This window comes from Nonomuraea sp. NPDC003201, assembly GCF_053590415.1.
In genome coordinates this window covers 325,361-339,593 of record NZ_JBSFTC010000001.1, presented here as the reverse complement: position 1 = coordinate 339,593, position 14,233 = coordinate 325,361, and the positions used below count along the sequence as shown (strand labels likewise).

Sequence of the window (14,233 nt, the reverse complement as noted above, 5' to 3'; positions counted from 1 at the left end):
CTCGGCGGTCGGTCCGCAAGATCTGGCAGCGGGTCGTACTCAGCCCAGTGCCGGCGAAGTTCCTCGCCCAGTTCGGTGGCGATCGCCGCGCTCATCCCGTCCAGGAGCAGCAGCAGCGTGCGCCGCCCCGTCTTTGTGGCTACGACCGGCTTCACGACCCGGGTAAGGAAGGACTCCACGGTCAGCATCGAGCCGGGCTCCGTACCCGCCGCAGTCCAGTTGGCGAGCGTACGCGCGAAGACCTTGTCGATCTTGCGTCGTCGTTTGCGCACCTGAGAGCCCAGCGTGTCGTAGGCGGCTTTCAAGTGGGGGTTAGGGTCGCCCCCCGCCTCTACGTGCTCCAGGGCCTGGTCGACCCAGCCGGTTTCGGCGATGTGGCGTTCGATCGCCGCCGCAACCGTCTCAGCGTCGGTGGGTGGGTCAGTGGCGAGCCACCGTGCGAGTCGCTGTCCCATCCGGGCCCGCTCAATGCGCACCCGCATGTCCGGGTCGGCTGCCAGGAAATGAGCGTCCAGGTCCTGTAAAGCGTCCGTGAGTGCCTTCGTTTTGCCAGCAGCCAGTGCCTGCCCAACATGCGCGAACTGGGCCTCTAGTCCAGCCACCAGCACCGGACTGGCCTCCACGGCCGTCTCGGCGCCGACTTGCCGGGTCAGAGAGGCGGCCCGGTCCAGCACAGTACCCGTGTTCCGTCGTGCCTCGCGTGCCGTGTCCTCGTCGCCCCCGGTACGGCCCGCCTCCAGCAGGTTGATCACGAACTGCTCGCAGGAGCCCGCGAAAGCGGCAACGAGCGCGTCGAGCGCCTCACCGGTCGCGGGCGACTCCTCCCCAAACCATCGCTCGGCCCGTCCCCGCACCTGGTACGTCTTAGTGTCGGCCTTGGCGTGCAGCCACAGCGCCGCGCACACCAGTCCAAACGGGACCGCGTCCGCTCCGTGCTCGGCTTCCACCAGTGCGAGCAGCGCTCGCCCGGCGAGGCCAGCCTGGTCCTCTTCGCCGAGGAACGCCGCAAGTCCAGTGCGCTCCGGGCCGCGCAGCGTAAGGAGCCGCTCTGGTCCGCCGGGAGCGAGCGACCACCGCAACAGGGTGTGGATGTCCAGGCCGTCATCGCTCTGCGTGCGGCCGGTTGCCGGCGCCGCTTCAGTGTCGTAGCGGCCGAGGCGTAGGCGGCGCAACGCGAGTGCCGACAACGCGGTACGGCGGGACAACATCCCTCCGGCGAGCGGCGGCCATCCCCCCGGCGGAGTGGCGTCGAGGAGAGCTTCGGCGGCCCAGCCGTCGGCCCTCAGGCGAGAGTCGATCTGTTCAGCGGTGAACGCGTCCCGGACGACGTTCCAGCCATCGACGGTCTCGATGCGCTGCTTGTGCGTGCGGGCGAGAATCGCCGGATCGAGTTCGTTCTGCTCCCGGTCGGTCAGCACCACCAGCACCGCCGGTCCTGCGGCGTGCGCCGCCAGGTGGCCGAGCGCCAGTTCGTGTACAGCCAGCGGCGAGGGGGCGGCCGCGATCCGGGCTCGCCGTTCCTCGCCCCAGGCCAGTTCCTCAGGCCCATCCCATTCAGGCGCTGAGCGCAGCAGCACGACACGCCGCCGCTCGCCGCCGGTCAGGGAGTCCGCCAGCGACGACTGGGCGGACAGGAACTGGGTGACGGTCGCGGAGGTGAGCCGCATCGCGCCTGTGTAGTCGTGAGTAGTCGCTGTGCCCATCAGTCCACGACCCGCCAGCTGATCTCGATAGTGGCGCCCGGGTTCGTCTTCGCCAGTTCGGCCAGCTCAGACTGCATGTCTGTGGCAGCCTTGGCCGCCGTGGTGCGCTTCGTGCCCCGCAGCCTTGCTACTCCGGCAGTAGGGATGGGGGTGGTATCGGAGCCGGAGTTGTCTGGCACACCGGGATGGCTCGAAGGCGTGTCCAGGTCCACATCCACCGCTCTGCGGCCCGGCGAAACGGGTGGAGGCTGGTTGCGCTTGACCAGCGCGGTGACCTCGCGGCGAGTTCTGTCCAAAGCACCGATGAGGTCGGCCGTCAGTTGATCGGCCTGTGCGACCCCGCGCAAGGACTCCAGCAGTGCCTGCCCTTCCGCGCCCTGTCCCTCGGCCAGCTCCAGCGTGTCCCAAGCCGCCGCGGTCAGCGCCTGCGTGACGTCGTGCGCCCGCGTGACGGAGGTACCGTAACGGTTGGCGCTCATCTCACCGAGATCGAACCGAGCCAGTGTCTCAATGATCTTCTTCGCTCCGCTTGCCCCACCTGTTCCCTGACTGACGGCCACCAGTTCCTTCAGCAGATCACGCGAGCGCCGGGCAAGCGTCAGGCGCCCCTTCTCGTCGGTCTCGTCCAGAGCGAGGAACGCGGCATGCGTCTCCAGGCGGCGGACCAGCTCCGCCGCGGGTTCCTGGTGTGCTCGGGCGCTCTCCACGACCTGCCGGGCGAACTGGTTCACCATTCGCCCTCGTCGCAGCGCCGGCGCCTTGTTCCCGAAGATGGCCTCGTATCGCCGCCGGGCCTCGATCCAGTCGTCCTCACTCGGCAGCGGCTGGCTGCGCAGCGCATCTCCCGCCTTGACCTGCGATAGCTCCGGCGCTGGGTCCAGCGGGACCCCTCCGCGTACCCACACCCGGTCGTCCATCTCCGCGAACGCGGCGACGACCAGGTTGGCGAGAAACGACTCCAGCCCGCGCTTGTCCGGCTTGTCCGTCCAGTCCACGAGGGTTATCAGACTGAGGTCGCCAGTGAAGCCCTCACGCTGCGCCATCCGGCGGAAGTGGTCCGCCCAGCGGGTGGACAGCTCGAAATACGCCTCTTTCTGGTGTCCGAGCTCCAACTGCTCGGCCACCCGCTTCATCAGCTTGCGGTCCTTCTCGGGTACCTCAGCCCGACGGTCGCGGGCCTCGGCAGCCGTACGGATGTGAGCGAAGACAGTCCTGGCGTCGGCCGGTTTCACCGCGACCCCAGTGCCGTCCCGGTCCAGGTCCGGGTGCGCGGGGAACTGGTGGGCGAGCAGCTTGCCCGCGATGTCCCTGATGGAGTCCCGCATCGGTTTGGCGAAGGAGATGGTCAGGCCGCCGATGTCGGGCAGCGCCACGAGGTGGTCGTCGAAGTCCAGCTCGACGTCGGACGCCTTCTTGTCCGCCAGGCCGTACGCCTGCTTGAAAGCGGTCTTCACCTGTCTGAGCAGGGCTGCGTGCTGGGTCTCCAACAGGCCCTTGGCGCGGGCCCGGTTGTCGGCATTGAGATGGGCGGCATACTGCGTGGCGAACCGGTGCTCGTTGTCGAGCGCCTTGTCGATGACGAGGAGCCTGCGGAAGTCCGCGAACCGCTGAGCGGACAGGTGGGTGGGCACCCAGGCGACTGTGCGGGCCGGCTCGCTCTGCCGCTCCCGCAAGGCGCGCATACGGTTGACGTCGTCGACGGGACCGTACACCCCTTCGTCGAAGGGCAGGTCGACGACGATACGCCACCGGCCGTCGAGCTGCGGCTGCAGCTCGTGGTCGGGCAGGTCGTCGTCGTCAGCGATGTTGCCGAAGATCACCTCTGTCGAGCGATTGGAGCCGCGCCAGACGAAGTTCAGGTCGTCGGCGCCGAGCCTGCCGTCGGAGCGGTCTACGCCCAGTTCATCGGCGAGCAGTCGCTTGACGAGTGCCATCCGGTTGCCAGGGTTGTCGTTGACAGCGGCGTTCGCGATGATCGAGTCGACGTCGACACCGGACAGCTCCAGCCGCACACCCGCGTTGGCGCCGGTGCCGGTCTCTTTGACCTCGGGGAAGCGGGCGGCCCACTCGGCCACCTTGCTCTTGATGATGCCGACCTCGCTGCCCGGGATCGGCGCGATCACCGAGCCGTGGTTGAGCGCGCCGAGGCGGCGGATCGTCAGGTCGCTGAGAGCGGGCACGCTGGGCGCTAGCGCCGAGAGCAGCAGTGTGCAGACTAGACGGTTGTCCCCGACGAACGACTTGCAGCGCTGGACCAGACCGGGGTCGGTGACTCTGTCGGGCCGGTGCAGGTACCGCTCGACGTCGTCCTCACTGACGTCGTAAGAGGTCAGCAGGTATGGCCGCAGCTTCGTCTTGTATAGCTTGTCGGCGGCTTCGAAGACCACCTTCAGGCTGTCCACGAACGGCTTGTCACCACCATCGGCGAGCACCGGATACAGGTCGCCCACCGGGACCAGATCCCCGAGCCGAAGGTCGTCCCGGCGGCGGGCGAGCAGCTGGCCCATCAGCTTGAGACCAGTGCGGGAGCGCTGTAGTGCGGAGGAGATGTGGACCAGGGTGTCCATGAAGGCGGGCGAGAAGGGATAGGTCAGCCGGAACGAATCCTCGTCCGCCCCCGTCGTCCCCTTGTCCGAGCCGAGCAGCGTGTCCCAAACCTGCGAGCCGATCTTCTTGGTCCGCTCGAACGCCGCGCCGATCAGAGCCTCTTGGCCCGGCTGGGGCGTCAGCAGGCGGGCGTGTGCGATCCGCGGGAGGTCCCGGTCCTCCAGCGTGATCTTGTCGAACCGTCCTGAGGCGAGGTTCAGCGTGTCTTGGATCGACGCCTCCGCCGCGCCCGAGACCTCCTCGCCGACCAGCTCGCGCAGGTCGCGCTGGCGGGCGATGAAGGAGACGATCGGGATAGCCCGCCTGGCGTCCCCGCCCTCCACAAAGTTCGTGATCTTGCTGGCCTCGCGGGCCACGAACCTTTGGTCGTGGATGAGCGTCGCCAGCCACAGGATCAGCTCGTCCATGAAGAGGATCAGGCCGTGGTAGCCCAGCGACCTGGCATGCTCAGCGATGACGGACAGGCCGGCGTCGAGAGAGATGAACCCGTGCTCGTCCTCGGCCGCGTTCTTGGCGAACCCGGGCAGCAGATAGGTGCTCGCGTCATGCACGAGCTTGGCCCGCAGTTCGGCCGGGGTGCTCGGGTGCACGAGGTCCAGCGGCGTACCACCGTCGTGCGCCTCCTCGGCGGAGAGCGCCGCGTCGAGCAGCGCGGGCGTCCAGGCGAACGACTCACCCCACTCGTCGTCCTCGTCCACCTCCCCGCCGCTGTAGCCCAGCCCGCCGATGACCGCCGCGTCTCCCATGCTCTCCCGCATGGCCCGGATGTCGATGAACAGCGCGTCCGTCCGGTACACCTGCGGGATTGTCGCGTCCGGGTGCAGCTCCTTGACATGGCTGACATAGCCGCCCAGCACCCGCTGCTCCAGGGCCTTGGCACCGAGCATGTGGTACGGCACGAGCAGGAACTTTTTACCGTCGGTGTCCAGCCACTCGTGCTTGGCCAGCACCCGATCGAACTCACCGCGTGCGCGGGCTGCCGGGTTCCCGCTGAGCAGCGCGTACAGCACGGCCATGAAGTGTGACTTACCGGAGCCGAACGAACCGTGCAGGTAGGAGGCCTTTGAGGTGCGCCCATCGAGAGCGGACTTGATCAGCCCGAGCGCCTCGTCGAAGTTCTCCAGCAGCCGCTCGGTGACGACGTAGTCCTTGAGGGCGTGCCCGGCCCCCTCGGTCGTTACCGCCTCGGCGAGGCTCAGCACGAAGTCCGAGGTGGAGATGGACTCTTTGATGTCGATGACATCCCTTAGGAGAGGCTGCTCTGCCATGGACTGTCTCGTTCTCCTTCGCTGCCGCCGTGCCGTACGTCTGTGTCGTGTGCCCGATGCGCCCCGCTACGTCTTCGTGGCGGGACGGCGTCCACGGGCGTGCGCAGGCGCTCGCCAGTTCCGCAGGTCGTCGTCGGTCAGGCCGTGCTCACCCTGGATGTGCTGCCGGTAGCTCGCGAAGAAGTCGGCCGGGGAGCCGCTGTACATCGTGTCGATCTCGTGGTGCCACTGGTACAACCACGGCTGCAGCTCCAGCAGACCCGCCAGAAACGGCGTGATCTCCTCGGTCGTGAGGGGATGGTTGGTGAAGTACGTGGCCAGAGCCTGCGCGTGCTCCCGGTGGTCCCAGCCTGCCCAGCCATACAGTTCAGGGGCGCCGGACGTGGTCGAGGAGTAGGAGATGAACCGCTCCTTGGGCACGTCAAGCTTGCCACGCGTCCGCCAGTAAGACGGCTTGACAAAGTCGGCCGAGGTGTACCTCGGCGGCACCGGGATCGAATCCCGGATTTTCCGCTTGACCGACTCGTCCGGAGCTGCGTCCTCCTGGCGTTGCAAATCCCAGGCGTGCTCCCAGTCGGCACGCTTCTTTAGCCCGCTCGGCTTGTAGCTCAGAGCGGCAAGGAACGGCACGTGCTGGTCGACCATCAGGTCGGCGACCACGGCCGCCAGCTCCCGGCGGGGGGCGTAGAAGGCGGCAACGGAGACGAAGTCCTCGTCGTCACGGGAGAGGGCGTCAACAAGCCGGGCAAGCGTGACCATGGCAGGCTGTCTATTCTCGTCGTACCAGTGCTCACGCTTCTCGATTCGGTCCAGTAGCCAGGATCGCAGCGCCTTCTCCTGGAGCGCGTCCCACCCCTCGGTCGCCCAGCGCCGCTTATATTCCGGCCGCTCGATCATCCTGATAGCTTGGGACGACTCGATCGCGTCGATGCGCCTCTGTACGATCTGCTTGTACGGCTCAGGCCAGTGAGCTGGGATCTCCGTGATCATCAAGGATTCGTGCCGCCTGAACCACTCGTCGGACGCCTCTCCCTTGACCACCTTGCGGGCGAGCACGATCTCGAAGGCCCGTTCGCCAAGAACCAGTTCAGGGATGTCGGCCTCGTCAAGAGTGCGCAGGCCCTCGGGGTGGAGGTTGTAGAGAGAGTAGACCTCCCAGTCTAGTTCTTCCTGGAGGGCGATCATTTTGGCACGGATGGAGTGCCAGGCGGTTCTGGCCTCACGAAGAGCAGTAGCCGTGGGAGGCCCGGAATTAGTGATGGCCGAAGGGCTCGTGGCGGCTAACTCTTGAGCGAGGTCGTCGAGGATGGCAGCGAGATGTGTGGGGTATTCAGCGGGGAGCGGAAACTCCTGGAGTTTGGTGCCAGTGAATTCATAGAAGCGTTCCCATTCCTGCGCCTTGAACCCTTCGTTGACCCCTTGGCTACCCTTGTTGTGACTCACCATCTTGAGCCAGAAACACGCGGTAGAGCTGTTGAGTAGCCCAAGTAGTCGAAGGTGCTCTTCTCTGCTTGCCTCCTTCCGCAACTTGATCACCGGTGCGGATTGTTTGAACAGCACCCAGCCTCGGTTCAGCACGAAATGATTGTGTGTAGTCACAAAGGCGAACGGTATGGACCAAGGATGAGCCTCGATATCTCTGGGCAACTGATGCCACGCCCACCACATACGACCTGCGGAATAGTAGGTTCCGCCACCGAAATCCGCTCGATTCCCCAGATAGGTCCGATAAGGCCATATTGCAGGGGAATCTGCTGTATCTTTATCGATATACTTAAGTTTCTTATCTTCTGCATAGGGAAAAAAGGCCGCGTTGTTGGTGTTTGAACTCCAATCTCGAACTTCGTCTCCAGATCCGATAGGGATCAGATGCGAAGTCAATCCAGTAGGCCATGAGTGACTTGGGCGAATCATCACATCGTCAGCATGGGTCATTCCGGTGAAGCCGATTCGTATACATGTGGAGCCGAGAGTTAGCTGTGATGCGTGCTCGATTATTTCGAGCATTTCTAGGCCGCCATCTTTCAAGATCCATGGCTGCCTGTTGAAGTATCGCTTGCGTTCGAGATTGCCTACCGACACCCATGGGCTAATCGAGTCCGGCCTATCGATTTGCTCGATGATCGCCCGCCAGACCAGTCCGTCCGCACCGATCTCGGGTGTTGCTGGCTCACCCTGGACGCTCCGAACTGTTCGGATGGTCTCTGACCGTTCCTTGTCTGAACGCCGTGTGCCTACGAGGATGATCGTCGGAGTTCCGTGTCCGGGGATATATGCCCCCGACGTGTCGATAACCTCGGTTAGTTCCACCTCATGGGCGAAGAACTCCTCAATTAGCTTCTCGCCAAACTCCCGCTTCATGAACGAGTTCGCTGTGATCTGACCGACCATGCCGTACCCTCGCCCGTCGGCGTCTCCTCGCTTGGCCAGCTCGAAAAACCGCTGCGCGAACGGCACCGACAGCGCATACTCCCTATGGCAGGCGCTGTACAACTTCCGGTACAACTCGCTCAGCTTCTTGTCCGCGACCGTGATGTACGGCGGGTTGCCGACCACCACGTGGTAACGGCCGTGCTCCAAGATGCCCGGGTGCTCGTGCACGTCCTCCACCGAGTAGGCAAACTCCGCTAGCGGGTCGTGGGGAACCTCGTCGCCCAGGGTCAGTTCGAGCTGCCGCTCCTTGATGAGGGAATCGCCGATTGCGAGGTGGATCGGCCAGTCGTACTTGGCGGCGTCCGCCAGCGTCCGCTTGCCCGCCGCGGCCATTGCCGCCACCAACAGGCGGAACCGGGCGACCGCCACCGCGAACGGGTTTACGTCTACCCCGTGAACCGAGTCCAGCGCCGCCCGCACCCGCTCGTGCCGGTCGGCATCCGGCCGGCGCTCGGCCCAGAGCCGTACCAGCCGACTGAACGCGCCCAGCACGAAGTGACCCGACCCGCAGGTCGGGTCGATCATCTTCAGCTCTTCGAAGCCGAACTCCCGAACCGCTGGGTCCATCGTCCGGTCGAGGATGAACTCCTCCACGAATTCCGGCGTCTGCAGCAGCGCGTACGTCTTACGCGCCGTCTCTGAGAGGTCCTGATACAGATCGCCCAGAAAGCGGGTGTCCCAGCCTCGCGTGCTGTCGTCGTCCAGCGGGTCGGTGAAGTCGTGAACGAGCACGCCTGCCTCGTCCCGCTCCCGCCAGAAGTCCACGAGCACGCGGGCCCCGTCGTGCGAGAGCGGGATCTGGAAGAGCGGGTTGTGCACCCGGTCGAACAGTAGCTTGCCCGCCTGGCCCTCGCCCAGCTCCGCGAAGGCACGTTCCAACCAGCCGCGATATGTGGGGTCGGGGTCGTCCTCGACGTACGCCTCGTACCGTGCCTGTGCCAGGTCTCGGCGCTCGGCTGCCGGAGCAGTCAGGTAGGGCTCAGGAATCAACCCGTTGTCCTCGCAGAAGCGCACGAAGACCGTGCCCAGCACCCACGCCGCGGCAACCTGCGTGATGCGTCCCTCATATTTCTTGCCGTCACCGTAAAGCCAGGTGTTCCAGGTCGTTGCCGTCCGACCCAGTTTGCGCGCCTGGTCGTACTCGGCGCGCAGCCGCGTCCCGACTTCCGGCAGGCCCCTAGCCTGCTTGGCGAGGTCGCTCTCGACCGCCTTGACCTGCTGCTTCAGATCATCCAACAGCGCTTTGCGGTCGATCATTTCGCCCCTCCGGATACCGTCTGGCTATTCACGCCGGCTCGGTGCTGGTTGCTCACCCACGAGTCCGGTAGTTCGATCCACTCGCCCAACCCGGCCTGGTATGGCACGGCGACCGTGCCCAGGCGCGGCTCGCGTCCCGGGTCGCCCTGCGGGCAGAGCAGCCAGAGGCCGCGCCTGCCCTGCCGGGCTGCCGCCGCGAGCCGATCGAGCACGCCCATCGCGTCGTAGCGGGCGAACACTCCGGCGTCCGTCAGCAGCACCGGGCCGGTACCGGTCTCCAGCAGCTCCTGGATGTTGGGTTCGATCCGGCCCCAGGCCGTGCGGGCGTACTCTGCGAACTTCAGTGCCGCCCGCGTGCCGGGCTTGGCGCTGTCCGCGCGGAGGATGGTCTCCCAGGTGGGCTTCGTGCCCGGCGGTACTAGCTCGTGCATGACCTGAAGGAACAGCTCGGTCACCGAGACCGCCTGGGCCTCGAACCTGCTGAACGCACCCGAGATCTCGGCGACGGCCGCCCGGGTCAGTCCCGCGCGCACGGTCAGCACCCGGAAGCCGTCCCGCCATGTCGAGGCGGCGAGCCGTTCCTCCGCGCGGGCCGCACTGGCGATCTGCGGGTCATCGGCGTACTGGGTGATGCCAGTGCTGGCAGTGGTGTGCCGCCAGGCGCGTACGGTGAGGTAGCTGGAGGCGACGTCCATGCGCTTGGGCAGATAGCGCAGGGTCCCGGTGTCCTCTCGGGTGGACAGGGCCAGGTCGAATCCGGCGTCCCGCAGAGCCTTGGTCAGCGCTCCTCCGGTCGGCAGGGCGTGCCCGCCCCGGCCGTCCGTCAGTTCAGGGAAGCGGGCGCGCACCCGCTCGTGAACATCGTCGGCGGTAAGACCCGGCTGCCGTCCCTCGGGCACGCCGGGGATGAGCCGTACCAGACCAGCCTGCGTGAGCCGCAGGGCCCGCACCAGCGCCAGGCCGCGGGGGTAGACCTCCAGCCGCGGGGTGGCGGCGGCGTTCCGAGAGGCAGCAACAGCCAACTCGACCATACGGCGCTCGTCCCACTCGATGGCGCCCTGCGGAGGGGAGATCGCCGCCAGTTCGCTCAGTACGGTCGTCGCCGTCGGCAGCGTGTCGAGCTTCGCGAGGCGGTCGGCTACCTGCCCCAGACGATGTGCGTAGTCGAGCAGGCCGGGAGCGGAGGGGGTGTCAGGGGCGTCGTTCTCGTCGACCTCCAGAGCGAGCAGGCCTGCGCTCGTCGCCTCGTCCGTGGCTTCGCGATTGGCGGTGTGCCGGAACGCGCTCTCCTCCGGGACGAGCTGCTCAACCTCCGCAATGGCCCGCACGGCGGCCAGGGCCATGGCCCGTCGCTGCTCGCGACCCTGCAGGCGGGTGCCGCGCCGTACCGCCAGAGCATCGGCGATCTCAGCAGCGGAGGCGACCCGGCCAAACTCGGTCAGCAGCGAAAGGATCTCTTCACGCAGCGTCTGCACGGCTGGAAGTTTCTTCCATCGCGTCCGCTGAGTCTTCAGCATCTGCGGGATACGTCCTCGGCTCAAGCCGAGGGCGTCGGAGACGTCTTTCTGCTTCGGCCAGACCCCGATGTCGGGCAGCTCGCCCCGTTCGTCGGGCAGGCGCAGCAGCAGTCGCACCATCTCGACCTCGTTCTGGTTCGACCCATTCTTCTTCAGCTCTGGGACCAACAGTGCGGCGAGGGTGTCGAGGCTGACGGAGCGCAGGGCGCGCCGGGGAAGGTCATCCGCGCCGTCGATGACGGCGAAGGTGTCCACCAGGGCGGACTCTGCAGCACTGAGCCTCTCCAACTCATCCTTGGCGGCGAGGCGGCCCTCGGGGGTGAGCGGGGAAAGGGGCATCTGGCGCAGCCGCTCGCCCCACTCTCGCTGACGGCGCTGGATCTCGTTGCGCGTCTTGGCGCCTAGGCCGGGGGCGTTGACAAGGTTGCGCTGGCTGTAGTCCAGTAGCTCGCCCACCGTCGTCACGCTCAGGCCGTACAGGAACGATTCGGCGGCCGGCGTCAGGCCAGCGGCTGACAGGTGTGTTTCGCGGGTGACCTCGGCAGCGAGCCGGTCACGCTGCTGCTCGGCGGACTCCGGCTCGGCGTCGGCAATCGTCGGGACGACCTCCGCCGGACTTGCCTGCTTGGCCGGGGCGGGCGCCGGGTGCCTGGATGCGCGAGGGCCGGACGGTGCCGTCTGCGTCATGTCCAGGAAGATCTTTTTCCAGGCGTCCCGCATGGGCTTGAGGTCCCGGAAGCGTTGCGCGGCGTCCCTGTGGAGGGCCTTCCGAAAGAACGCGACGAGCCCGTCCCGGACCGCAGGGTCGAACGCGTCAGCGGCGATCTTCGCGAACCGCCACTCCTGGGGATCGGTCTGGCGGGGCGAAACCTTGCCGTCGCCCCACTTGGGCAGCTCGCCGGAGGCCATCTCGTGCAGGGTGACGGCGAGGGCGTACCGCTCGGCTTGGGCGTCGTACACCGACCGGGTCAGCGTTCCGATGAACGGGTCGAGGTAGCCGTCCGTGCCGGCGTCCGTCTCCTGCACCGGGTATCCGGCCAGTGAGAAGTCGATCAGCACCAACTCACGGGTGCGGTTGGGACGGACACGGATCGCGATGTTGTCCGGCTTGATGTCGCGGTGCCAGACGCCCTCGCCCTCCAGGAAATCGACCGCGCCGAACAGGTAGTCGCCGTACGCATCCAGCTGGTCAACCTGGAGTCGGCCGCGCTCGCGCAGCTGGCGCGCCACGGTCTCCTCGCGGCGGCGCGTTCCGCCCGCGGATTCCCCGTTCTCTTCTGGATCTCGCTCGTCGCCGACATACTCCAGGACGAGAGCCGTGCGGCCGCCGATGACCAGCGGCTCCGGCTCGACCAGCCGGATAATCCGGGAGTCGGCGCGGAGCCGTCCCATGACTTCGGCTTCCCGGGCCAAGACCTCGCCTCGGCTGTCGGACAGGGCGACCTTCAGTACGGAGAGTGCGCGGGCACCGCGCATCGCCGGGTCCGCCCGCAGGTCGCGGACGAGAAAGGCGCGGCTCGTCGAGCCGGTTCCTAGACGACGCCGTACCTCCCAGCGACCGGCCAGCACGTCGCCTGCCACGGCCTCCAGCGGATCCTTCTCCGAGGCCTGCGCCACCGCGTCGTTGTCGGCCGGGCCGGAGACGGGGGTTGTCAGCGCGTCCTCGACATACTCCAGCATCTCCAGAAATTCGTCGACCGTGGCGAGCCGCTGCGCCGGTCGGTAGGCGGTCGCGGCCTGGACCAGATCGTCGATGTCCTCCGACAGGCCGTCCACGATCGTGCTGGGTCGCAGTCCTTCCCCAGCTTCCAGTCGCGCCAGCAGCTCGGCCTGGCTCGTGGCCGGGGGCCTGCCTGTCACCAGCAGGTAGGCGAGGACGCCGAGCCCGTACACGTCGAGGGCGATGGGGTCGGGGCTCACCGCGGTCAGCTCGGGGGCGAGGTACGCGTCCGAGTCGTCGGCCAAGTGGATTGTTGACAGAGTTGTCGGGGCGAACCTCGTCATGCCCTGCGATGGCCCGCTGCCGTTGCGTTGCGTGGCGATCTGCCAGTCGGAGATCTGTAGGTGTGGGGCGCGCCAAGCAGTCTCCTCCCCGATGGTCCTGCCCTCGCGGCCTCGGTCGCGGGGGACCACGTGCACGGATCGCGCGGCCAGCGCGCGGTGATGGATGCGGCTGGAGTGCGCCGAGCGCATCGTCTCGGCCAGCTGCCGGACCAGGGCCATTCGGCCGAGGATGTCGATCTTGTCGCCGTGCTGAACCAGGTAGTCATCTAGGCGCAAGGTCTGAGGGCGGTATTCGAAGATCAGCGCAGGGCCGGCCGAGTGTCCTGAGGGGTCATACTGCTTCAACTGGACGACGCCGGGATGGTGGAAGCGGCGGAGTACGGCCGCCTCACGCCGGGCAGCGTTCTCCACCGAAGTGCGGATCGAAGCGTCCGAGCCACGCTCACGCAGGTAAATGCGAACCCGGGCCACCTCGGGCAGTTCGCTGTGGCGGGCCAGATAGTCAGCCCAGGTGGGGCCGGTGTCGAAGGACTTGCGTTCCAGGAGGTACGGGCCGACCTTGTACTCGGCGTCACTGCGGCGGATGCCCACCTGCTCCAGGGCGGCTTTGACCTCCCGGGAGTCTCTCGGGGTGATCCGCCGCCGGTCGTCGTGCGCCGGCCGATGCAGCATTTCCACAAGCCCGTTGATCGTGTAGACGCCGTTCTGATCATGGGCGGGCAGGCGAACCCTGAGCGAGGAGTCGGTGAAGCAGACCGCAGCGGACACCCACACGCGCTTGCCGTACTGCCCCAGCAGCGCCGCCAGCTCCTTGGCCTTCTTGTTCACCAGGTGCAGGGGGTTCCCATGGGGGATGCGGCGGCCATCCTTGGTAGTTTGCACCCAAGTGCCGTTTTCGGTGGTGAGGCTGCCGCGCCAGTCCTTCAGCTCGACAATGCACACGCCGCCGGGAGTGACGATGAGAAGGTCGACTTCACGCACGTGCCCGGCGTGTGCAGTGAAGGTGAAGTTCGACCAGGCCCGCCAAGGCTCGGCGTCCGGGAGCTTCTCGCGGATGGCCTCCAGGCCACGGCGCTCATGGTCAAACTCGGACTCAGTGACTGTGGTCCACCGACCTTCGAGCATGCAGTCTCTCCGCTGTCGTATCGGGCCCTGTCGGTCGCTGAACTGAAGCTGAATTGTCCGCCCAAAGGTAAAGCAACAGCAATAGTTGCGCGCCAAGTCTTTGCGATTGTTGGCGCGTTCGGAAGTTTCGCCGTTGATGTGGATCGCGTTCACCTGCGCCGACGCGACGAGGCGGGGTAGCCTGATCGGCCGCTAGCGGGGTCTGTGATGCCCCTAGAAGTCGTATGTGCCCGTTCAAACAGGAATGCGAGGCGTATTACCGAACCCTCATGGTCGAGCGCGTTTGCTACTCCCCGATGCTTTCCGTCCTTGTAGGGCT

At 66.5% G+C, this 14,233-nt stretch carries 4 protein-coding genes; all 4 read right to left on the bottom strand.

Features of this window, described 5'->3' with window-relative positions; translation table 11 throughout:
• On the bottom strand, window positions 1–1,667 hold a 1,667-nt coding region (pglZ, locus tag ACWDX9_RS01585), incomplete at its 3' end, for a BREX-2 system phosphatase PglZ (protein WP_449947721.1).
• Between the two features lie 35 nt (window positions 1,668–1,702).
• Complete coding sequence (gene pglY, locus ACWDX9_RS01580) at window positions 1,703–5,578, bottom strand: BREX-2 system ATPase PglY (RefSeq protein WP_449947719.1); 3,876 nt, start codon at window positions 5,576–5,578, stop codon at window positions 1,703–1,705.
• Between the two features lie 66 nt (window positions 5,579–5,644).
• On the bottom strand, window positions 5,645–9,268 hold the full coding sequence (pglX, locus tag ACWDX9_RS01575; protein WP_449947716.1) for a BREX-2 system adenine-specific DNA-methyltransferase PglX: 3,624 nt from the start codon (window positions 9,266–9,268) through the stop codon (window positions 5,645–5,647).
• Window positions 9,265–14,067 carry a BREX system serine/threonine kinase PglW gene (gene pglW, locus ACWDX9_RS01570; RefSeq protein ID WP_449947713.1) on the bottom strand — a complete coding sequence of 1,601 codons (4,803 nt, stop codon included), beginning with the start codon at window positions 14,065–14,067 and terminating at the stop codon, window positions 9,265–9,267. Before pglW ends, pglX begins: the two co-directional genes overlap by 4 nt.
• Window positions 14,068–14,233: the final 166 nt, after the last annotated feature.